Raw genomic sequence first — 21,543 nt, 5'->3', positions numbered from 1 at the left:
GAACCGCAATGCCGCGCGTCCTCGTCAACATGCCGAGCCAGCATGCCGGTCGGCCGTCGGGCGTCGCTCTCGTCGCCTTCCGGGTGATCGCCGGCCTGATCGCGCGCGGCACCTTCACGGTGGTGCTCCGCTCTCCCTGGCGCCGCGACCAGCTGCCGGCGGCGATCCGCGACCGCGTCGAGGTCGTGACGGTGCCGCGGCCGCGGATCATGCTGCTCGACGTCCTGCGCCAGAGCCTCGCGATCCCGCGGCTGTGCCGGGCCCTGGACATCGACGTGGTGCTGAATGCCGACCCCTACGGTGCGGCCTTCGGCGGTCGCGCGCGGGTGAGCGTCGTGCACGATCTCTATTTCCGCACGCTGCCCGAGCGCATCCGCTCCCGCGAGGCCCTGACCAGCGATCCGATCTTCCGGCTGGTGCTGGGCAACAGCGCACGGGTGATCACCGTGTCCGAGGCGACCCGGCGCGATCTGGAGCACCATTATCCCCGGCTTCGCGGACGGGCTCAGACCGTGCCCTCCGCGGCGATGCTGAATCCCACGCGCGACGGGCCCCGGGCCGGACTCCCGGCCGGGCCCTTCGTGCTGGCGGTCGGCAACGCCCTGTACAACAAGAACTTCGCGACCCTCGCCCGCGCCGTGGTCGGGCTCGGCCGGCCGGGGATCGGGATCGTGCACGTGGGCGAGGATCCCGACGAGGCGATCGCCGCCGCGCTCGGCGGCGCCCCGGTGCCGCTGACGCGCCTGTCGCGGATCGACGACGACCAGCTGGCGGGCCTCTACCGCGCGGCCTTGTGCCTGTGTGTCCCGTCCTTCGCCGAGGGGTTCTGCCTGCCCGTGCTGGAGGCGCAGGCCCTTGACTGCCCGGTTCTCTGCTCGGACCGCTCCGCGACGCCCGAGATCGCCGGAGCCGGTGCCCTGACCTTCGATCCCGCCGACGCTGCGGCGCTGACCACGGGCCTGCGCCGCCTGCTCGACGAGCCGGGGCTCCGGGCCACGCTGATCGCGCGCGGCCGCGACAATGTCCGTCGCTACGACTGGGCCGAAACCGCCCGCCGCTACGAGGGCCTGCTGCTCGACGCGCTCCGGGACGGCGCTCCGGCGCGCCCCGCTCGGGAGGTGCCGCATGCGCATCCTGCACCTTAGCTCGCTCTATCCGCCCGAGCAGGTCGGGGGCGCCGAACTGATGGTCGAGACACTCGCCCGCACCCAGGCGGGCCTCGGCCATGACGTTGCCGTCGTCTGCGCGGCACGGGCGCAGGGCGAGCCGGTCCGTCAGGACGGCGTCACCGTCTATCGGACCGGCCACGGAACGCCCTTCCACATCCTCGACTGGCCTGAACGCGGGCGGCTCGACCGCCTCCGCTACAAGCTCGCCGCGCAGTGGAACCGACCCACCCTCGACCGGATGGCGGCGGCGGTCCGGGATTTCGGGCCCGATCTCGTGAACACGCACTCGATCTCCGAGCTGCCGCCGGCGCTCTGGCCGATGCTCCGGCAGCTCGGACTGCCGATCGTGCACACGCTCCACGACTTCACCAGTCTCTGCACCAACGGCGCGATGGTGCGGGACGGCCGGCCTTGTGACGGTCAGCATCTCAAATGCCGCCTCTACGGTGGGATCCACCGGCGCTGTCAGCGCGCCGTGACGGCTCTGGCCGCCGTGGGCTCAGACATCCTCGAGCGTCATCTCGATGCCGGGTTCTTCACCGACGTGCCGCCGGCGCTGCGCCGGGTGATCTGGAATCCGATCCCGCCCGGCCTGCCGCCGGCACGGCGTCCGCGGGTTCCGGGGGCGCCGGTTCGGTTCGGCTATCTGGGTCGGATCGAGGCCGCCAAAGGCTTCGACACGCTCCTCGAAGCCTGCCGGAGCCTGCCGCGGGCAGGCTGGAGCCTCTCCGTTGCCGGCCGCGCCGTGGACGGGCTCGACCGCTACCGCGCCCGGGCCGAGGGCCTGCCCGCGACCTTCCTGGGCTACGCGGAGCGCGACGCCTTCCTGGATGGCATCGACTGCCTCGTCGTCCCCCCGATCTGGCCCGAACCCTTCGGCCGGACGGTGGCGGAAGCCTACGGGCGCGGCGTCCCGGTGATCGGAACCGCAAGCGGCGGCATCGGCGAGCAGGTCGGACCGGGGCCGTGGCTGGTGCCACCGGGCGATGCCCCGGCACTCGCCGCCGCGATGGCCCGGATCGTCGCGGAGCCCGCCCGCCTCGCAGAGGGGCTCGCCCGCGCCGCCCGCATCGGCGCCGGCACCGACCCGGTCGTCGTCGCCGCCGCCTATCTCGACCTCTACGCCGCGACCCGTGACGCGGCCCGCCCCGAACTGCCTCTCGAGCTTTCCGCGCGCGCAGAGCGCCCGCACCTCAGCGAGTGCCGTCCATGATCACCCCGACCCTGTCCTCGACCTATGTCCGGATCCTCACCGAGGAGCCGCGCTCCCAGGGCCAGGACCGGCCGAGCGATCAGGGCGCCGCACGCGCGGTGACCGGCCCCTTGCGGATCCTGCACCTCAGTGCCCTCTATCCGCCCTACATCGTGGGCGGCGCCGAGCGCTCGGTGGAGCACCTCGCCGAGGAACTGGTCGCCGCCGGCCACACGGTGGCAGCGGCCTGCATTGCCCGGGAGCCGGAGCCCAAGAGCGTGCGCGGCGGCGTCACCGTCTACCGCATGGCGCACCACAACGATTTCTGGCTGGAGGACTGGCCCAAGGCGACCCGGTTCGGCCGCGCCTGGGCCAAGCTCAAGCAGCAATGGAATTTCGCCGTCGCGGCCGAGTTCGGCCGCGTCCTCGACGATTTCCGGCCCGACATCGTCAACACGCACTCGCTGCTCGACGTCTCGACCCTGGTCTGGCGCGAGGCGGCCAAGCGCGGGATCCCGATCGTCCACACGGTCTGCGAGTACGACCTGATCTGCGGCAACGCCGCCATGTTCCGGGACGGCAAGCCGTGCGACCGCTGGCATCTGGGATGCAAGGTCGTGAACGCCGCCAAGCAGATCACCAACCGGTCTGTGGACGCGGTCGTCTCCGTCGGCACCGAGATCCTCAAGACCCATGTCGATCACGGCCTGTTCGCGCATCTCGCGCCCGAGCGGCGCCGGGTGATCTTCTATTCCTGCACGGTCCCGGATGGGGATCCCGCGGCGCGGCGGCAGATCGACCGGACGGACCGGCCGATGACCTTCGGCTATCTCGGTCGGATCAACACCGAGAAGGGGGTCGGCACGATGATCGACGCCTTCCGCCGGATCGGCCCCGGCGACTGGCGCTGCCTCGTCGCCGGCCAGGCGATGGACGACTCCATCGCGCGTTTCACCGCGCAGGCCGAGGGCCTCCCCATCGAGTTCGTCGGATGGGCCAAGCCCGCCGACTTCCTCAGCGCCATCGACGTGCTCATCGTGCCCTCGTTCTGGGCCGAGCCTTCGCCGCGGACGATCTACGAGGCCTATACGATGGGCGTTCCGGTGATCGGCGCGGCCTCGGGCGGGATCCCCGAGCTGGTCGGTGAGGACAACGCCGAATGGCTGTTCACGCCGGGCGACGATGCCGATCTCGCGGCGCGGCTACGAAGCGTGATCGCCCGGGGGCGCAAAGACCTCCCGGACGAGCGCGCCTTCCAGCACGTGATCCGCGAGTCGACGTCCGAGCGCGTCGCCGAGAAGTATCTCGACCTCTATGCCGAACTCGTCGCCGAGCGCCGGGCAACCCGCCCGTGAGCGCCGCCGCGCCGGTGCTTTCGGAAGCCGCCGCTGCAGAAGAGGAGCCTGGGCTCGCCTCCGGCGCGGAGGTGACGCGCCGCTCGTTCGACGCCGCGCGCTGGGTGGCGGTCGCGTCCGTCGGCAACGTCGTCCTGAGCTTCGGGGTGTTCCTCGTGCTCGCCCGGCTGATCGGACCCGCTGAGTTCGGGATGGTGGCGATCGCCGCCGTCTTCATCGACATCCTGCAGATCGTCGCCCGCTGCGGCCTGCCCGACGCGGTCGTCCAGCGGGCAGACCTCGACGAGGACTTCGCCGCCACCGCCTTCTGGGTCATGCTCGCCACCGGCGCCCTCTGTGCCGTGGGGCTGGTCGCATTGTCCGGGCCGATCGCCTGGATCTTCGACCTTCCGGCGCTGCAACCGGTCCTGTGCGCGCTGTCCGCCTGTTTCGTCATCACGGCCGCGGGCGCGATCCACGAGGCGCGGCTCCAGCGAAGCTTCGGCTTCCGCAAGCTCGCCCTGCGGGCGCTGGGCGCCAACATCTTCGGTGGCGCCGTCGCCCTCGTGCTGGCCCTCGACGGCTACGGTGTCTGGAGCCTCGTGGTTCAGCGCCTCGTCGCCGCGACGGCGACCACGCTCCTCACCTGGGTCGCGGCCCGCTGGATTCCGCCGCTGCGGCTGCACTTTGCCTCCGTGCGCGAGCAGATCGCGTTCGGCTCGCGGCTGTTCTGCACCTACCTGCTGCTCGTCGCCTCGATCCGGAGCCAGGAGGTGATCGCCGCCTATTTCCTGTCCGCGGCCGATGTCGGCTACCTGCGCCTCGCGTGGCGCTGCATCGACCTCGTGAGCCAAGTGGCGGTCATCCCGCTGACCACGGTCGGATTGACCACCTACGCGCGCCTGCAGGATCGGCCGGGCGAGCTGGCGACGGCCTTCTATGGCTTCACCGAGGCCTCGTCCTTCCTGGCGGTGCCCGCCTTCTTCGGCATGGCGGCCGTGGCCCCGACCCTCATCCCCTTCCTGTTCGGCGATCAGTGGCACGACGCGGCGCCGGTGCTCCGGATGCTGGCGTTCCTGGCCCCCGAATTCGTCGCCACCTCGATGCTGTGGATGATCTTCACGGCGCTGGGGCGGAACGGCATGGCCCTGCGGCTCGCGGGCGCGCAGTTCGGCCTCGGCGCCGTGGCGGCCGTCGTGACCGCGCCCTTCGGCCTCGCCGCCCTCGTCGCCGGGCACGTGGTCCGGGCCTACCTGTTCTCGCCCGCGATCGTCGCCAGTGCCGGGCGCATCGTCCCGGTGACGAATGGGCGCCTCGTCCGGATCCTGACGCCGATCACGCTCTGTGCCGGCGCGATGGCCGGGCTCGTGCTGCTCGTCCAGAGCCCGCTCGACGCCGCCCTCGGGGATCGGGTCGGCCTCTTCGCGGCAATCGGCACCGGGATCGTGGCCTATCTGGGTCTCGCCTGGTTCCTCATGCGGGACACGCTCCGCACGGCGCTCGGCTTCTTCCTGCGTCGCGCCGCCTGATCTGCACCCTCCGCCAACCTTTCTGGGCGACATTGTCCGCCGAAGGTCGCGGCCGGCGGAGACGGTTCATCGGCGGCGGGTGCGCGTTCAGACGGTGCGGGACCATGACGGGACAGGCGGTGCCCATCGGAACAGGTGCGCCGGCCGCGTCCCTGCTGGCGGATCGCGTCGCGGTGTTCCTGCTCGGCGCGGCCCTGAACTTCAACGTGTTGACCTCGACTTTCGGGCTGCCGTTTCAGCGCCTGTCCGACCTTCTCCCGTTTTTGCTCATCCCCTGGCTCGGGCTGCGCCGCGCCGTCATCGCGGAAGCTTTACGTCAGGCCGCGCCGCTCGCCGGCATCCTGGCGCTCGTCGCGGCCTCGCTGGTGCTGAAGGCGCACAAGCAGGCCGGCGACGTCTACCTGACCCTCGTCCTCCTGCTCTACGTGGTCCAGGCGTTCATCCTGCTGGTCATGTTCCGCGACCGGCGCGTCGAGGACGCGTTCTGCGTCGGCCTGCTCGCCGGCCTGCTCGCCTCCCTCGCCGTGCTGCTACTCGCCGCTTCGGGCCTGCAGCTCGAAAAGTTCGGGCTCGCGGTCCCCACGGACGGGCTCGACGAGGAATTGAAGCTGTTCGTGCAGGACAAGCAGGGTGGCCTCTGGGCCTCGGGAAACGAGACCGGCCATGTCTTCGCCCTGGGCGGGACGGCGGCCCTGGTGCTCAGCCTGCGCTATCGCCTGAAGGCGATCTATCTCGCCTATTTCGCGGCCCTGCTGGCGAGCTTCCCCTTCACCAACAACCGCGCCGGCCTGTTCATGCCGCTGCTGTTCCTCGGCCTGCTGATGCGGCGGAACCTCAAGGCGCCCGCCGTGCTGGCCGTGTTCGGTGTGCTCGGTCTTCTGCTCGTGGCCTGGGCGGTGACGGGGGAGATCCCTCTGCCGGGAACCCTGTCCCAGGCGATCGAGCGGCGCTTTGCCGAGGATCGCAACGTCACGGGCAATTTTGACGAGCGGTTCCTGTCGGGCGTGACCGCGCTCCAGCTCGTCGTTGAATACCCGTTCGGCGTCGGCGAGGTCGCCAGGCGGGAGGAACTTCAGGCGCTGACCGGCCTCGTGACGCCGCATAACGGCTTCGTCTCGCTGGCGCTTCAGAGCGGCATCGCGGTGGCGCTGCTGCTCCTCTCCGGTCTGGGCCGGATCCTGCTGGCGCCCGCCGCCTTCGGGCCATTCCTGACCTACAGCGCCCTGTTCCTCATCCCGTCGCTGATGTTCGAGGAGCTGTCGGTCAACCAGTATTTCCTCTTCTTCATGGGCTTCATCCTGGCATCCCTCGCCCTGCCGCCCGACCGCGCGGCATCCGCGACCGGCCAGCGACCCTGAGGGCCGGCCGCGCCGCCGCGATCTGCAACGGCGCGGCCGCTGCCATCACCGCATGACGAAGGGGTTCTCCGGCGCGTCGCGGCTGGTCGAGATCCAGACGCTCTTGGTCTCCAGGAACTCGCGGATCGACTCGATGCCGCTCTCGCGGCCGATGCCGGAGCGCTTCATGCCGCCGAACGGCATCATGTAGCTCACCGCCCGGTAGGTGTTCACCCAGACGGTGCCGGCCCGCAGCCCCTTCGACATCCGCATCGCGCGGCCGATATCCTGCGTCCAAACGCCGGCGGCGAGCCCGTAGATCACGTCGTTGCCGAGCCGGAGCGCCTCGGCCTCGTCCTCGAAGCCGATGATCGACAGGACCGGGCCGAACACCTCCTCCTGGGCGATACGCATGTCGTTGGTGACGCCGGTGAAAATCGTCGGCTCCACGAACTGGCCGCCGAGCACGCCGGGACCGGAGGCGGGATTGCCGCCGAAGACGCAGCGGGCCCCCTCGCTCTTGGCCAGCGCAATGTAGTCGAGCACCTTCGTGTATTGCGGCGGCGTGGTGATCGGCCCGATATTGGTGTCCGCCTGCATCGGGTCGCCGAGCTTGGCGGTGCGGGCGAGTTCGATCAGTCGGTCGGTGAATTCCTGGCGGATGCTGTTCTGAACCAGCAGGCGCGAGCCGGCGATGCAGGTCTGCCCGGTGGCCGCGAAGATGCCCGAGATCGCGCCCGCGGCGGCGGCCTTCAGGTCGGCATCGGCGAAGACGATGTTGGGCGACTTGCCGCCGAGTTCCAGGGAGACGCGCTTGATCTGGCGCGCGGCCGCTTCGTAGACCTTCGCGCCGGTCGCGTCAGAGCCCGTGAAGGTGATCTTGGCAACGTCCGGATGCTCGACGATCGCGCTGCCGGCCTCGCCGCCGAAGCCGGTGATGACGTTGAACATCCCGTCGGGCAGCCCCGCCTCCTTGGTGAGCCGGGCGAATTCCAGCGTGCTGGCTGAGGCGAACTCGGAGGGCTTCACCACGACCGCGCAGCCGGCCGCGAGCGCGGGCGCACATTTCCAGGCCACGAACAAGAGCGGCGAGTTCCACGCCGTCAGCGCCCCGACCACGCCCACCGGCTCGTGCCGGGTGAACGCGAAGGTCTCGGGCTTGTCGATCGGCACCTGGGCGCCCTCGACCTTGTCGGCAAGCCCCGCATAGTACCACCACCATTCCGGCTGGTAGCGGGTCTGGCCGTACATCTCGGCGAACAGCTTGCCGTTGTCGCGGACCTCGACCTCGGCGAGAGCTTTCGCTTCGCGCTCCACGAGGTCGCCGATCCGGCGCAGCACCTTGCCGCGCGCGGTGGCCGTCATGGTGGCCCAGGGGCCCTCCCACATGGCGCGCTTGGCGGCGGCCACCGCCCGGTCGACATCGGCCCGCCCGGCACGTGGGATCCGGGCCCAGGGCTCACCGCGATAGGGATCGATGGACTCGAACCACGAGCCCTCGACCGGATCGACGAATTGCCCGTCGATGTAGAGCTGGTAGGTCTTCACGGCGCGCTCCTCCGACTGCGGATGCGCGCCATATGGATCCGGGGCCCGCCTCCGGCGAGCCCGGCCGTCTCAGGCGTTGGCGCTGAGGCGCTTGATGTCGGCGTCGACCATCTCGGTGATCAGGGCCTCCAGGCTGGTCTCGGCCTCCCAGCCGAAGGTCGCCTTCGCCTTGGCGGGGTTGCCGAGCAACACTTCCACCTCCGCGGGCCGGAACAGCGCCGGGTCGATGACGAGGTGGTCGTCCATGGTCAGGCCGACATGCTTGAACGCGATCGCGCACATGTCCCGCACCGTCGTGGTCCGGCCGGTGGCGATCACGTAATCGTCCGGGCGGTCCTGCTGCAGCATCAGCCACATCGCCTGCACGTAGTCGCGGGCGTGACCCCAGTCGCGCTTGGCGTCGATGTTGCCGAGCCGCAGCTCCTTCTGCGTGCCGAGCTTGATCCGCGCCACCGCGTCCGTGACCTTGCGGGTCACGAACTCGACCCCGCGCAGCGGGCTCTCGTGGTTGAACAGGATCCCGTTCGAGGCGTGCAGCCCGAAGCTCTCCCGGTAGTTGATGGTCATCCAGTGGGCGTAGAGCTTGGCCACACCGTAGGGCGAGCGCGGGTAGAACGGCGTCGACTCGCTCTGCTTGGCCTCCTGGATCAGGCCGAACATCTCCGAGGTCGAGGCCTGGTAGTAGCGCGCCTGGGGGGCGACCGAGCGCAGGCATTCCAGCATGTGCGCGGCGCCGAGGCCGGTCACCTGCCCGGTGAGAAGCGGCTGCTGCCACGACGAGGTCACGAAGGACTGGGCGGCGAGGTTGTAGATCTCGTCGGGCTTGGCGGCCTGGACGATGCGCATCAGCGCCGAGAGGTCGAGCAGGTTGCCGTCGACCAGCTCGACATCGTCGAGGATGCCGAGCCACTTCAACCGGTGGTCGAACACGCCGGCATGGCTGGAGCGCCGCACGATGCCGGTGACGGCGTAGCCCTTCTGCAGCAGCAGCTGTGCCAGATACGCGCCGTCCTGGCCCGTCACACCCGTGATCAGCGCTCGCTTGGCCGTCATGAACCCGTCCCGTCCCGAAGATGCCCGGCTGCTACGACCGCAACGGGCCGCGCGTCAAGGCGAGGTGTCGACATCAGTATTGTGCCAGGCGAGCGGGGCCGGACTGGCCCATCACCAGACTAGCGTCGCAGAGGCACGGCCAACCGCAATGGATGTGCGGCATATGTGCGGCGTGACTAAGGTCGCGCGAGCCAGTCCGTCACACCGCTGAGCGAGCGGAATTCCTCGACGGCGTGGACGCGTGCCGCCGGGAGGGCGGCCCGGGCCATCGTGGCGAGGGCGTGCCCCGGTCCGAGTTCGAGCACGCGGTCCGCGCCGTACTCGCGGCACGCCTCAAGGCAGGCGGCCCAGTCGATCGTGCGCGAGATCTGAAGCGCCAGCTTCTCGCGACCGTCCGCGTCGCGAAACACCGTGCTCCCGTCCAGCCCGCTGACCAGGCGCGGCGCGCGGGCCGGCGGACGGCGCGGCGACACCGCGGCGAGCGCGTCCCGAAAGCCCACCGTTGCGGCATCCAGCAGGGGCGTATGCGACGGCGTGTGGACGGGCAGGACCACGGCCCGCTGCGCGCCCGAGCCGGTCGCATCCCGGCACAGCGCCGCCAGCGCCTCGCGCGGACCGCCGACGACGCCGCTGTCGGCCGCGTTGCGGATGGCGAGGTGGCAACCGTGGCGTGCCGCAAGATCCGCGAGCGCGTCGAGGCTCAGACCGCGGATCCCCGCCAGCCCGAACCCCGCGCCGGAAGCGGCATCCATGGCCTCCGCGCGTCGCGCAGCGAGAGCGAGCACGTCCGCGTGGTCGAGGCGTCCGGCGACGCCCCAGGCCGCGAGATCGCCGATGCTGTAGCCGGCCACGATCGAGCGGTCCGATGCCGCCCCGGCCAGCGCCCGCCACGCCGTCAGGGCGGCGACGCAGCACAGGATCTGACCAGTCCGATTCGCCTGCAGGTTGTCGCCGCCCGCGCGGGCCAGGTCGCGCGGATCGGTGCCGCCGAGAAGCGGTCTGGCGGAAGCGAACACGTCCTGCGCGGCCGGATGATCGGCCGTGAGGTCGAACATGGCCGGGTGCTGGCCGCCCTGGCCGGAGAGGAGGATCGCGAGGGTCATGCCGGGCCGGGGCCGCGCAGGCCCGCGACCCCCTGCAGGGCCAGACGGTCCAGGCTCTTGGCGAGCACCGAACCGTCCTCCGGCGCGTCGCGCAGTTCGCGCCAGTGCAGACCGGCGCCGTCCGGCAGGAGGATCTCCCCATCGATGCCCATCGGTGCCGTCCCAGCCACGGCGGCGATGCCGTCGAGAAGACCGACCGGCACCGGAAGTCGGCACGGCCAGAGCAGGTCGAGGTCGGAGGCGGCGCTCAGGTAGGTGAGGCCCGTGACAGCCTGCCAGAGGAGGCTGCCGAAGGGGCGCGGCACCAGGCCGTGCCGTCGGCCGAGCGCCGTGAGGGCGTCGACGGCCGGACCCCAGGACGCCGGGGCGTGGGCGGCGGCCTCGGCGAGGCTCACCGCCGGTACGGGCGACAGCGCGGATGCCGGCAGGGCGAGCCCGATCCGCCGCTTGCCGTCCGCGGGCGGCAGCGGCAGGCCGAGCGGCACCGGGTCGCCGGTCTCCCCGGGAACACGGCGGCGGACGATCAAGGGCCGGCCCGCCGAGGCCCAGCCCTCCAGATGGGGGACGGCGCCGAGATCGGGCCGGTCCGCGCGCCACGCGTCCCAGGCCGCCGGATCGACGCGGACGAGGTCGTGGCGTCGGAAGGGCTCAGCCAAGGCGCGCCTGATCGGCGACGGCCGCCGCGACGGTGTGGGCGACCGGGCGGCCGCCCCGCTCGGCGCCCAGCCGGTCGCGGACGTCCTCCGCCTCGATCGTGTCGATCACCGCGCGGATCTGGCTGCCAAGGGGCCGGTCCGGGTCCAGAACGACGTGGACGGCACCGGCCGCCACCATGTTGTCGAGGCCGGGGGCGAAGACGGGGGTCGACTTGGCCATCTCCTCAAGGGTGTCGAGGGGCAGCTTGGTCACCCGGGCGACGGACGGCAGATCCATGACGCTGGGATTGGCCCCGGGCAGTGCCGCCAGGACCCGCGTCGCGAGGGCCGTGGCGATGAAGGCGCCGGCGGCCGAGTGGCCGTAGATCAGCCCGATCGTCGGATGGCCCGACCGATCCGCCAGGAGCAGCGCCTTGGCGAGATGGGCGAGGCATTCGTTGAGACCCAAAAGCTCGTCACGGCGGCTCATGCGCTGGCTGTCGGAATCCACCGCCACCAGGATCGGCGCGCGGTCGCCGGTGCGCACGGCATTGAGCACGGCGCGCGACAGGACGAGCGCCCCGTCGACGCCGAGGGGCGTGTCGCCGTCGATGCCCACCACGTGCATCGGGCCGTCCCCGAACGGACCGGTGCCGGTCACGAGGCCCTCGCGCACCGCGACCGCGTGGCCCTGCGGGAAGAGGGAGGCGAGGATCTCAGCGAGCGTCATGGTCGGCCTCCGGGCTTCGTGCCACGGTCTCCGCGAAGGCGTCCGTATCCATTGCCGGCACGGATTCGGGATCGTTCACGCCCAGGCGGGCCCAGACATCCGTGGCGTCGCGGCAATCGCCGAACCGGTCGATCCGGGCTTCCAGGCGGGCCTGCTCGGCTTCGAGGGTGTCCAGGTCGAAGGCCGGCGCGCGGCCGACGAGATCGCGGGCGGCCTTGCGGAAGGCCGAGACGATGTCGGCGCAGAAGGCGTCGGCACCCCCGATCAGGCGGCGGTGCTTGCCGCCCATGGTGCGCCAGACCAGCGCCCGGTCGCGGGAATCGAATTCCTCCGCGCCCTTGTTGGTCTCGATGACCTCGGGGCCGGACACCGAGATGCGGCCGCCCTCCGAGACCGCGAGCCGCGAGCAGGTGCCGGCGATCAGGCCGCCGCCGCCGTAGCAGCCGGCCCGGCCGCCGATCAGCCCGATCACCGGGATGCCTGCGACGCGCACATCGACGATGGCCCGCATGGCCTCGGCGATGGCCGTCTCGCCGGCATTGGCCTCCTGCAGGCGGACGCCGCCGGTGTCGAACAGGATCAGCACCGCCTTCGGCTTCAGCGCCAGGGCCGCCCGGAGCAGGCCGACCAGCTTGCCCCCATGCACCTCGCCGAAGGCCCCGCCCATGAAGCGGCCCTCCTGGGCGGCGATCAGGATCGGTTCGCCGTCGAGGCGCGCGCGGCCGACCACGATGCCGTCGTCGAAGGCGCGCGGCAGGTCGAACAGCGGCAGGTGCGGGCTCATGCGCCGCTCCGTCGGCGGCAGGAACTCGTGGAAGCTTCCCGGATCGGTGAGCGCCAGCACCCGCTGGCGGGCGGTGGCCTCGTACCAGCTCAGGGCGTCCGGATCGATGCTCGCGGCGCGGTCGCCAGCCATGGTCAGGCCTCCATCAGCCGCGCGCCCTGGAGCAGGCGCAGCGACACGGTGTCGGGGCGGGCACCGCCGTCGTTGATGCTGATGCGCAGGCCCCCGGGCTGCGCCCGGGCGACGAAATCGGCCACCACCGCCTCCCAGACGTCGCCGTAGCCGGCGATCGGGGTCTCGACGGCCACCTCGCAGGCATCCGGCGGCAGGACGCGCTCCAGCAGGATCTCCAGGTTGCCGGACGCCACGACGCCGGTGATCGCGCTCGGCACCGAGCCGGGCAGCGGCTTCTTCGTGGTGTGGCGGAAGGTCAGAGATTCCATGGCCGGCTCCTTGCCAGAGGACCCTTCATCGCGCGCCGCTCACCAGTTCCGGAACCGGGCCGGCGGCTCGTAGAGTCCGCCGGACCAATGCACGAGATCCTTGATCGACTTCGCGGCGAGCAGCGCCCGGTCGGCGTCCAGGGGCTCGATGCCGAGATCCTCGGGGCGACGGATGACACCCCGGGCGCGCAGCGCCTCCACCTTCGCCCGGTCCCGGCCGCGACCGACCTCGGTGTAGCCGGCGACGCCCCGGATCGCCTGCTCGCGCTCGTCCGCGTCCCGGCAGAGCAGGAGGTTCGCGATACCCTCCTCGGTGACGATGTGGGTCACGTCGTCGGCGTAGATCATGACCGGCGCCAGTTCGAGGCCGATTTTCTTCGCCAGTTCGAGGGCGTCGAGCTTCTCCACGAAGGTCGGGACCAGCTTGTCGCCGAAGGTCTCCACCAGCTGCACCACGAGCTTGCGCCCGCGCATCAGCGCCGGGTCGCCGACGATCTGGCCCTCACGGCCGGCCTTCATCCAGGCATCGGAGGGATGGCGCCGGCCATGCGGGTCCGAGCCCATGTTGGGGGCGCCCCCGAAACCCGCCACCCGGGACTGCGTGACGGTCGAGGAATGGCCCATCAGGTCGATCTGGAGCGTCGCCCCGATGAACATGTCGCAGGCGTAGAGACCGGCGGTCTGACAGAAGGCCCGGTTCGAGCGCAGACTTCCGTCCGCGCCGGTGAAGAAGATGTCGGGCCGCTCACGGATGTAGCGGTCCATCCCGACCTCGGAGCCGAAGCAGTGGACCTGCTTGACCCAGCCGGATTCGATCGCCGGGATGAGGGTCGGGTGCGGGTTGAGCGCCCAGTGGGTGGCGATCTTGCCTTTCAGGCCGAGCTTCTCGCCGTAGGTCGGCAGCAGCAGCTCGATCGCCGCGGTCCCGAAACCGATTCCGTGGTTCAGCCGGCGGATGCCGTACTCGGCGTAGATCCCCTTGATCGCCATCATGGCGATTAGGATCTGGGTCTCGGTCATCGCCGCCGGATCGCGGGTGAAGAGCGGCTCGACGTAGAACGGCGTGTCGGCCTCGACCACGAAGTCCACCCGGTCGCCCGGGATGTCGACCCGCGGGACCGTGTCGACGATCTCGTTGACCTGCGCGACCACGACGCCGTTCTTGAAGGCGGTCGCCTCCACGACGGTCGGCGTGTCCTCGGTGTTCGGCCCCGTATACAGGTTGCCGTTCCGGTCGGCCGAGACGCCGGCGATCAGCGCCACGTTGGGCGTCAGATCGACGAAGTAGCGGGCGAACAGCTCCAGGTAGGTGTGGACCGCGCCGAGCTCGATCTGGCCGCCGTAGAGCATCTTGGCGATGCGGGCGCCCTGCGGACCGGAATACGAGTAGTCGAGCCGCTTCGCGATCCCGGTCTCGAACACGTCGAGGTGCTCTGGCAGCACGATCCCCGACTGGACCATGTGCAGGTCGTGGATCTTGTCGGGATCGTAGGCGCTCAGGCCGCGGGCGAGGCAGTCGGCCTGCTTCTGATTATCGCCCTCGAGACAGACACGGTCGCCGGGCCGCAGGATCGACTCCAGCAGGTCGACCACGGCCCCGGCCGGCACGACCTTGCCGTCCGCGTGGGCGCGCCCCGCCGCGATGCGCGCGTCCCGCGCCCGCCTCTCACCGCGCCACTCGCCCATCCGCGTGCTCCAACCGGTGTACCAGAAGATATCTAGCGGCTGTTCCCGTATTTTCAAACCCGGCGCAATCACAGTTTCGTATACGGGATTGCGTGCGTGTGAACATATTGCATACTTCGCGCAACGGCCCCAGAGGCCGATCCGGGAAGGGAACGCGCCATGTTGCACGCGTCCACACGGCCGTCGGATGCGGCCGGAAGCGCCGCTCCAGTGAACGGGCAACGCCGATGATCGTCCTCGGTGTCGCCCTGCTCGCCGCCGCCACGCTGATCGGCGTGTATCTCGGCGACCTTCTCGGCCTCGCTCTCGGCGTCAAGGCCAATGTCGGCGGCGTCGGCATCGCCATGATCCTGCTCATCGCCGCGCGCCTGTGGCTTTCCCAGCGGGGGCGCCTGACCAAAGGAGTCCAGTTCGGCGTCGAATTCTGGGCGGGGATGTACATCCCGATCGTGGTCGCCATGGCGGCCCAGCAGAACGTCGTGGCGGCCGTGAGCGGCGGTCCGATCGTGCTGATCGCGGCGACAGGCTCCCTGGTCCTGTGCTTCGGCGCCGTCGCCCTGCTCAGCCGGATCGGCCGGCGCGACGCCGGCAGCGGCGCCGTGGAGCATGGCGGCTCTGTGATCGGCGGCGACGCCGAGCCCGAAGCGGTGGCGCCGGCCGCCGCGCCCGGCGCCAGGAAGGGGTGAACGCCATGGGACACGACATCTGGCACGGCATCGAGCACGTCTTCGTCGAGCAGAGCCTCGTGGCCGCCTTCGCGGTGGTCGGCGCGCTGATCCTCGTCTCGAACTACGCCGCCAGGCGCCTCACCAAAGGCCGCGTCCACGGCTCCGCGATCGCGATCGTGCTGGGGCTGGCGCTCGCCTATCTCGGCGGGCTCTACACGGGTGGGAAGAAGGGCCTCGCCGACATCCCGGCGCTTGCCGGGATCGGCCTGATGGGCGGGGCGATGCTGCGCGACTTCGCCATCGTCGCCACCGCGTTCGAGGTGGACGTGATCGAGGCGCGGCGTGCGGGCCTGCTGGGCGTCCTGGCCCTCGCCCTCGGGACGATCCTGCCGTTCATCGTCGGCACCCTGACCGCCGTGGCCTTCGGCTATCACGACGCGGTCTCGATCACGACGATCGGCGCGGGGGCGATCACCTACATCGTCGGGCCCGTCACCGGCGCGGCGATCGGCGCGGATTCCACCGTGATGGCGCTGTCCATCGCGACCGGGGTGACCAAGGCGGTCATGGTCATGGTCGGGACGCCCCTGGTGGCCCGGCTGATCGGCCTCGACAACCCGCGCTCCGCGATGGCGTATGGTGGCCTGATGGGCACGGTCAGCGGGGTCGCGGGCGGCCTCGCGGCGACCGATCCGAAGCTCGTCCCCTACGGCGCGCTGACAGCGACGTTCCACACCGGAATCGGCTGCCTCGTCGGCCCCTCGATCCTGTTCCTGACGGTGCGGGCCCTCGTCGGCTGAAGCGGCTTCGTTCCGGCGCGTCCGGTCGGGATGCGGATTCGCCCGTGCGGATTAGGGTATGGTTCCGCATCGTCTTCCCGAAGACTGGCAGGCGCCGCTCACGGGACGATTGAGGAACGGCGGATGCACGGCGACTTTCAGAAGATCGACAGCGGGCTGCTCTCGGACCGGATCCGCGACGCGCTCACCGACGCCATCGCGTCGGGGACGATCGCGGCCGGCACGGCCCTCGACGAGCAGAACCTGGCCGATCGCTACGGCGCGTCGCGCACGCCCGTCCGGGAGGCGCTGCGCCAGCTCGCGGCCTCAGGGCTCGTGGAAATCCGGCCCCGCCGGGGCGTCGTGGTGGTGCGCCTCACGCCGCAGCGGATCGCCGACATGTTCGAGACGACCGCCGAGATCGAGGCGATGTGCGCCCGGCTCGCCACCTACCGGATGACGCCCCTGGAGCGCGGGGAGCTCATGGAGCTTCACGAGGAATCCGCCAAGGCGGTCGAGGCGGGCGACGTCGACGCCTACGACCGGTTCAACCGCGCCTTCCACGAGGCGCTCTACACGGCGACCCACAACGGCTTCATGGCCGAGCAGGCCCTGGCGATCCGCGAGCGCCTCGCCGCGTTCCGGCGCACGCAGCTCCGCCACGCCGACCGGATCCGCCGCTCGCGGGAGGAGCACGGCGAGATCCTGGCGGCGATCGCCGAAGGGGACGGCGAGACGGCCGCCCGGCGTATGCGCGCCCACATGCTCCGGGCGGCGGCGGCGCTGGGGCGCTACATCGCCGAGACGGAATGAGGTTTTCGACAGCGATGATCGGTCCGGCGCGGCAACCCGGCCCCGGACGGCCTCACGGTTGCGCGAAGACCAGTCCGACCACGAACCGAAAGGGCCTCGAACGGTCGATCAGCACCGGCAGCCGGTGACGGTCGTGTTCAAGGGGACCGGCGTCGTGCCCGCATCCACGTCAGTCCAGAGGGGTGAGGATTCCCGAAAATCCCGCCGCTTTCGGCGCCGCCGGGGTCGGATTGCGGTCCGCGATTGGCTCGCGCGCGGCGTCGGACGGCGAACCGGTTCGACGGTGCAGGCGTCCGGCTCCTGGTCGTTCACGGGATGTCGTTCACGTGCGCGGACCTACCCCGCCGAGCGCGTCGGCGAGCTTTCCGATATGCTCGGCCGCCCGCCCGATTCCGACGGCCGCCCGCTCGGCATCCTCCGCTCGCCCGCGCTCGGCAGCCTCGGCAGCAGCGCGCAGCGCCGCGACGTCGGTCTCGAGGGTCGCGTACCGCATGCGCAGCTCCGCGAGCTCGTCGACGATGGTCAACGCCGCCATGACCTGAAGGCGCATGTCCCCGATCTCGCCGAAGCTCTTGCGCATCTCGCCGATGCGCCCGTCGAGGGTGGCGGCGAGGCCGGTGAGATGCGCCTCCTCCCCCTCCCCGCAGGCCATGCGGTAAGAGCGGCCATCAATGGTCACGTTGATCTGCGGCAAAGGCGGCTCCGCTGTGCGCTCCGACAGGCGTAGGCGTGGGGATCAGGCGCGCCCGAGCACATCCTGGACGGTCTCGATCGCCCGGTCGAGCCGATGCCCGACCTCCCCCGTAGTCGCCGAGACGGTGGCAAGACGGGCGCTCGCAGCATCGAGAGCCGCGGCGAGGCGGGCCCGATCCTCGTCCATCAGCGCGAGTTCCGCATCCCGGTCGTCGGGCTGCGCGGCCACCTCAAGGCGGCGCTGGACGACGGCATCCAGGCGGTTGATGGCCGCCTCGAGGCGGCGGAGGGCGTCGTCGATGGAACGGAGCTCGGTCTCGTCGGCCATGGTTCTGTGTCTACCTCGACAGCAAGCTTTCCGTCGAATGCAGCCGAAATTCCAGGGGGAAATGGCCTTCGATCCCCGATCCGGGTGAACTCCGAATGGATCGTGCCGATCCCTGTTTATTGGACGGTGGATCGAAGGTCTTTGTCACGGCGACGCGTTTGACAGGTCGAGGCTCCATGCTAGACAGCCGCGCGATCCCGAGAGGGACCGCGCGAGACATGCCGGAGGGCCGGTCCGCGACAGTTCCGAGGCCTCAGCCGGCACCGTCCGATCCGACGGTCACGCGCGTGGAAGCCCGGCCTCTCCCGGTCCGGTTCATCGCAGGTTCAAACCCGCCCGCACAGATCCCGCCCGGCCCGGCCCGGACGGTATGGCGGGCCGCCGAGACCGCTCCGCGGACCACCCCCCAGGTCCGGCGCGCGGCGAGCCGCATCAGGAAGGAGTCACGCCGTGACGAAGGTTGCCATCAACGGGTTCGGACGCATCGGCCGCAACGTCCTGCGCGCGATCGCGGAGGCCGGCCGCAGCGACATCGAGGTCGTGGCGATCAACGATCTCGGCCCGGTGGAGACCAACGCCCACCTGCTCCGCTACGACTCCGTGCACGGCCGCTTCCCCGGCGAGGTCGCCGTGGACGGCGAGTTCCTGGTGGTGAACGGCAAGCGCATCAAGGTCACGGCCGTGCGCAACCCGGCCGAGCTGCCGCACCGCGACCTCGGCGTCGACATCGCGCTGGAATGCACCGGCATCTTCACCTCGAAGGACAAGGCGAAGGCCCATCTCGACGCCGGCGCCAAGCGCGTCCTCGTCTCGGCCCCGGCCGACGGCGCCGACCTGACGGTGGTCTACGGCGTCAACCACGACAAGCTCACGGGCGAGCACCACGTCGTGTCGAACGCCTCCTGCACCACCAACTGCCTGGCGCCGGTCGCCCAGGTGCTGGACGCCGCGGTCGGCATCGAGCGCGGCTTCATGACCACGATCCACTCCTACACCAACGACCAGCCCTCGCTGGACCAGATGCACAAGGATCTCTACCGGGCCCGCGCCGCGGCGCTCTCGATGATCCCGACCTCGACCGGCGCCGCGAAGGCCGTCGGCCTCGTGCTGCCGGAGCTGAAGGGCAAGCTCGACGGGACCGCGATCCGCGTGCCGACCCCGAACGTCTCGGCGGTGGACCTCGTCTTCACGGCCAAGCGCGCGACGACGGTCCAGGAGATCAACGACGCCATCAAGGCCGCCGCGGCCGGCCCGCTCAAGGGCGTGCTGGGCGTCACCGACCGGCCGAACGTCTCGATCGACTTCAACCACGACCCCCATTCCTCGACCTTCCACCTCGACCAGACCAAGGTGATGGACGGCGTGCTGGTGCGCATCCTGACCTGGTACGACAACGAATGGGGCTTCTCGAACCGCATGGCCGACACCGCCGTGGCGATGGCCAAGCTCATCTGAGCCGGACTGCAGCGGTCGCCGCCTCCTGAAAGGTCGGCGGCCGCACCACTCTTCGGACGGCCTTTCTTCGAACCAGGGACTCTCCAGGGATGACCGACGCTTCGCAGGGCACGTCGAGCGGACCGGCTGCCGTGCCGCCCGCCCCCAGGCCGGCTCCGCCGCCGCCCGCCACACCCGCCGCCGCACCGACCGCCGCGGCCCCTGCCGCATCCGCGGTCCCGTCCCACCCGCTTCCGGCCAACCAGCTCTTCGATCAGCTCGCGCGGATCGAGGACAAGTGTTCGCGGATCGAGGACAAGTATGCCCGCTCCGAGGCACTGCTGTCCCGAGTCGAGGACAAGGTCGAGAATGCGGCGAACCGGATGAATGAATCGGCGCGCCAGTCCGACCTGGCGGCGCTCCGGACGGAGATGCGCGGCCTCGCCGAGCGCACCCGGCGCCTGCCCGGGACCGGCGCCCTCGTCCTTACCGCCGTGATCACCGCCATCCTGACCGTGGTCCTGATGGTCGCCGTCCAGCGTCTGAATCTCGACCGCCTGCTGCCGCAGCGGGCCACCATCGGCACCACCGCGCAGTAATCGCCCTCGCCCCGCACAGGACCGCACCAGACCGCATGAGCGCCTTCCGCACCCTCGACGATGCCGGCTCCCTCAAGGGCAAGCGGGTACTCATGCGCGTCGATCTGAACGTGCCCATGGAAAACGGGCGGGTGACCGACGCGACCCGCATCGCGCGCGTCGCACCGACGATCCGCGAGGTCGCCGAGCAGGGCGCCAGGGTGATCCTGCTCGCCCATTTCGGCCGGCCGAAGGGCAAGCGCGAGCCGAAGGATTCGCTGGAGCCGGTGGTCCCGGCCCTCGGCGCGGCCCTCGGGCGCACCGTCGCCTTCGCGTCGGATTGCGTCGGCGACGCCGCCGCGCAGGCGGTGGCGGCCCTGAAGGACGGCGACGTCCTCCTCCTGGAGAACACCCGCTATCATCCCGGCGAGGAGAAGAACGACGCGGCTTTCGCGGACGCCCTGGCGGCGAACGGCGACGTCTACGTCAACGAGGCCTTCTCGGCAGCCCACCGCGCCCACGCCTCCACCGAGGGTCTGGCGCACCGGTTGCCGGCCTATGCCGGCCGCGAGATGCAGGCCGAGCTCGACGCGCTGACCAAGGGCCTGGAATCGCCCCAGCGCCCGGTGATCGCACTGGTCGGCGGCGCCAAGGTCTCCTCCAAGATCGATCTCCTGGAGAACCTCGTCGCCAAGGTCGACATGCTGGTGATCGGCGGCGGCATGGCCAACACGTTCCTGCACGCGCAGGGCAAGGCGGTGGGCAAGTCCCTCTGCGAGAAGGATCTCGCCGAGACCGCCACGCGCATCCTGGCGGCGGCCGAGAAGGCCGGCTGCCGGATCATCCTGCCGGTCGACGCCGTAGCCGCGACCGAGTTCAAGGCGCAGGCTCCCCACGAGACCGTGCCGGTGGATGCCGTGCCGGACGCGAGCATGATCCTCGATGCCGGTCCGCGCTCGGTCGCCGAGATCAATGCCGCCATCGACGGGGCCAAGACCCTGGTGTGGAACGGCCCGCTGGGCGCCTTCGAGCTGGCCCCGTTCGACGCCGCCACCGTGGCCGCCGCCAAGCATGCGGCCGCGCGGACGAAGGACGGCCAGCTCGTCTCGGTTGCGGGCGGCGGCGACACCGTGGCCGCGCTCAACCATGCCGGCGTGGCGCAGGACTTCACCTACGTCTCGACCGCCGGCGGCGCCTTCCTCGAATGGCTTGAGGGCAAGGCCCTCCCGGGCGTCGAGGCGCTGCGGGCGAAGGGCTGAGACGGCCGCCTTGCTCTCCTCCCCCATTGGCCCGACCCTATCTACACTGCCGGGCTTGATCAGCCGCGGGGCCGGGGCGATGGGTGACGATGGGGAGAACGCGACCTTCGAGATCCTGAAGGGCATCCAGGCGAGCCTGGCGGATCTGCGGTCCGAGACGGTGACGCGCTTCGACAGGCTCGAGGCGCGGATCGATCGTCTGAACGCGGCCGGGATGCGCGTGACGATGCGGGCCACGGCGGTAAGGTTCGACGCGCGGGTCAGCGAGGTCGAGGACCGCGTCGCAGCCCAAGAAAGCCGGACCGACCGGGGATCATCCGCCGAAAGAATGGCCTGCGCCGCGTCGGAGATTGACCGAAAGCAAGGCACCCGGCAGAGCGAAACGATACAGCCCAGCTGAGGGCCTCACCGCGCCTCCGGCGATCGGGCGGACAACGAAACGGGAAAC

At 70.8% G+C, this 21,543-nt stretch carries 22 protein-coding genes; 12 read left to right on the top strand and 10 right to left on the bottom strand.

Annotation, left to right across the window (positions count from 1 at the left end; all coding sequences use genetic code 11):
• Window positions 1-8: 8 nt before the first annotated feature.
• The 5 genes from BM396_RS06400 to BM396_RS06380 all read left to right on the top strand — a co-directional run bounded on the left by BM396_RS06400 (window position 9) and on the right by BM396_RS06380 (window position 6,582).
• Window positions 9-1,145, top strand: a complete 1,137-nt coding sequence (locus BM396_RS06400; protein WP_043382238.1) for a glycosyltransferase family 4 protein — start codon at window positions 9-11, stop codon at window positions 1,143-1,145.
• Window positions 1,126-2,382 carry a glycosyltransferase family 4 protein gene (locus BM396_RS06395; RefSeq protein ID WP_043382241.1) on the top strand — a complete coding sequence of 419 codons (1,257 nt, stop codon included), beginning with the start codon at window positions 1,126-1,128 and terminating at the stop codon, window positions 2,380-2,382. Before BM396_RS06400 ends, BM396_RS06395 begins: the two co-directional genes overlap by 20 nt.
• Before the next feature lie 110 nt (window positions 2,383-2,492).
• Window positions 2,493-3,716, top strand: a complete 1,224-nt coding sequence (locus BM396_RS06390; RefSeq protein WP_043382296.1) for a glycosyltransferase family 4 protein — start codon at window positions 2,493-2,495, stop codon at window positions 3,714-3,716.
• Window positions 3,713-5,224 carry a lipopolysaccharide biosynthesis protein gene (locus tag BM396_RS06385; protein ID WP_043382244.1) on the top strand — a complete coding sequence of 504 codons (1,512 nt, stop codon included), beginning with the start codon at window positions 3,713-3,715 and terminating at the stop codon, window positions 5,222-5,224. The genes BM396_RS06390 and BM396_RS06385 overlap by 4 nt, the downstream gene beginning before the upstream one ends.
• 119 nt (window positions 5,225-5,343) lie before the next feature.
• Complete coding sequence (locus BM396_RS06380; protein ID WP_236961656.1) at window positions 5,344-6,582, top strand: O-antigen ligase family protein; 1,239 nt, start codon at window positions 5,344-5,346, stop codon at window positions 6,580-6,582.
• A 45-nt stretch (window positions 6,583-6,627) separates the two neighbouring features.
• On the opposite strand, the gene BM396_RS06375 is transcribed toward BM396_RS06380, so the two are convergent.
• The 8 genes from BM396_RS06375 to mdcA form a co-directional block, all read right to left on the bottom strand.
• A complete protein-coding gene (locus tag BM396_RS06375; RefSeq protein ID WP_043382250.1) occupies window positions 6,628-8,109 on the bottom strand; it encodes an aldehyde dehydrogenase in 1,482 nt (493 codons plus the stop codon).
• 69 nt (window positions 8,110-8,178) lie between these two features.
• Entirely contained in the window at window positions 8,179-9,162 is a 984-nt protein-coding gene (gene gmd, locus BM396_RS06370) for a GDP-mannose 4,6-dehydratase (RefSeq protein ID WP_043350641.1), read from the bottom strand.
• Between the two features lie 176 nt (window positions 9,163-9,338).
• Window positions 9,339-10,265: an acyltransferase domain-containing protein gene (locus tag BM396_RS06365; protein ID WP_043380218.1), complete on the bottom strand. Its 927-nt coding sequence runs from the start codon at window positions 10,263-10,265 to the stop codon at window positions 9,339-9,341.
• On the bottom strand, window positions 10,262-10,921 hold the full coding sequence (gene mdcG / locus BM396_RS06360) for a malonate decarboxylase holo-[acyl-carrier-protein] synthase (RefSeq protein ID WP_043380220.1): 660 nt from the start codon (window positions 10,919-10,921) through the stop codon (window positions 10,262-10,264). Before mdcG ends, BM396_RS06365 begins: the two co-directional genes overlap by 4 nt.
• Window positions 10,914-11,630 (bottom strand): biotin-independent malonate decarboxylase subunit gamma, encoded by a 717-nt coding sequence (gene mdcE / locus BM396_RS06355; RefSeq protein ID WP_043380223.1) that lies wholly within the window; start codon window positions 11,628-11,630, stop codon window positions 10,914-10,916. The genes mdcG and mdcE overlap by 8 nt, the downstream gene beginning before the upstream one ends.
• On the bottom strand, window positions 11,617-12,546 hold the full coding sequence (locus BM396_RS06350; protein ID WP_043380226.1) for a biotin-independent malonate decarboxylase subunit beta: 930 nt from the start codon (window positions 12,544-12,546) through the stop codon (window positions 11,617-11,619). The genes mdcE and BM396_RS06350 overlap by 14 nt, the downstream gene beginning before the upstream one ends.
• A 2-nt stretch (window positions 12,547-12,548) precedes the next feature.
• Window positions 12,549-12,857: a malonate decarboxylase acyl carrier protein gene (gene mdcC / locus BM396_RS06345; RefSeq protein ID WP_043380229.1), complete on the bottom strand. Its 309-nt coding sequence runs from the start codon at window positions 12,855-12,857 to the stop codon at window positions 12,549-12,551.
• A 39-nt stretch (window positions 12,858-12,896) separates the two neighbouring features.
• Window positions 12,897-14,543 carry a malonate decarboxylase subunit alpha gene (mdcA, locus tag BM396_RS06340; RefSeq protein WP_043380232.1) on the bottom strand — a complete coding sequence of 549 codons (1,647 nt, stop codon included), beginning with the start codon at window positions 14,541-14,543 and terminating at the stop codon, window positions 12,897-12,899.
• 227 nt (window positions 14,544-14,770) lie between these two features.
• On the opposite strand from mdcA, the gene madL reads away from it, so the two are divergent.
• From madL to BM396_RS06325, 3 genes are all read left to right on the top strand, one after another.
• Window positions 14,771-15,229: a malonate transporter subunit MadL gene (gene madL, locus BM396_RS06335; RefSeq protein WP_043380233.1), complete on the top strand. Its 459-nt coding sequence runs from the start codon at window positions 14,771-14,773 to the stop codon at window positions 15,227-15,229.
• Between the two features lie 17 nt (window positions 15,230-15,246).
• Window positions 15,247-16,011 carry a malonate transporter subunit MadM gene (gene madM, locus BM396_RS06330; protein ID WP_091994733.1) on the top strand — a complete coding sequence of 255 codons (765 nt, stop codon included), beginning with the start codon at window positions 15,247-15,249 and terminating at the stop codon, window positions 16,009-16,011.
• Window positions 16,012-16,134: 123 nt separating this feature from the next.
• Window positions 16,135-16,803: a GntR family transcriptional regulator gene (locus BM396_RS06325; RefSeq protein WP_043380236.1), complete on the top strand. Its 669-nt coding sequence runs from the start codon at window positions 16,135-16,137 to the stop codon at window positions 16,801-16,803.
• Between the two features lie 322 nt (window positions 16,804-17,125).
• Here BM396_RS06325 and BM396_RS06320 read toward each other — a convergent pair whose 3' ends face one another.
• Together BM396_RS06320 and BM396_RS06315 are read right to left on the bottom strand one after the other, a co-directional pair.
• Entirely contained in the window at window positions 17,126-17,497 is a 372-nt protein-coding gene (locus tag BM396_RS06320; protein ID WP_043380238.1) for a cell division protein ZapA, read from the bottom strand.
• Window positions 17,498-17,539: 42 nt separating this feature from the next.
• Complete coding sequence (locus tag BM396_RS06315) at window positions 17,540-17,824, bottom strand: DUF4164 family protein (protein WP_043380241.1); 285 nt, start codon at window positions 17,822-17,824, stop codon at window positions 17,540-17,542.
• A 450-nt stretch (window positions 17,825-18,274) separates the two neighbouring features.
• Between BM396_RS06315 and gap the strand changes: the two genes are divergently transcribed.
• The 4 genes from gap to BM396_RS33105 all read left to right on the top strand — a co-directional run bounded on the left by gap (window position 18,275) and on the right by BM396_RS33105 (window position 21,495).
• Window positions 18,275-19,279 (top strand): type I glyceraldehyde-3-phosphate dehydrogenase, encoded by a 1,005-nt coding sequence (gene gap / locus BM396_RS06310; RefSeq protein ID WP_043345211.1) that lies wholly within the window; start codon window positions 18,275-18,277, stop codon window positions 19,277-19,279.
• 89 nt (window positions 19,280-19,368) lie between these two features.
• Window positions 19,369-19,857 carry a hypothetical protein gene (locus BM396_RS06305; protein WP_043380244.1) on the top strand — a complete coding sequence of 163 codons (489 nt, stop codon included), beginning with the start codon at window positions 19,369-19,371 and terminating at the stop codon, window positions 19,855-19,857.
• A gap of 35 nt (window positions 19,858-19,892) precedes the next feature.
• Window positions 19,893-21,095, top strand: coding sequence for a phosphoglycerate kinase (locus tag BM396_RS06300; RefSeq protein ID WP_043380246.1), 1,203 nt, complete (start codon window positions 19,893-19,895; stop codon window positions 21,093-21,095).
• Between the two features lie 55 nt (window positions 21,096-21,150).
• Entirely contained in the window at window positions 21,151-21,495 is a 345-nt protein-coding gene (locus tag BM396_RS33105) for a hypothetical protein (protein WP_210187135.1), read from the top strand.
• Window positions 21,496-21,543 lie beyond the last annotated feature (48 nt).

The organism is Methylobacterium sp. UNCCL125, assembly GCF_900116795.1.
In the GTDB taxonomy this organism is placed as follows: domain Bacteria; phylum Pseudomonadota; class Alphaproteobacteria; order Rhizobiales; family Beijerinckiaceae; genus Methylobacterium; species Methylobacterium fujisawaense.
The sequence above is the reverse complement of the archived record's forward strand: the minus strand, read 5'-3'. Positions and strand labels throughout refer to the sequence as shown.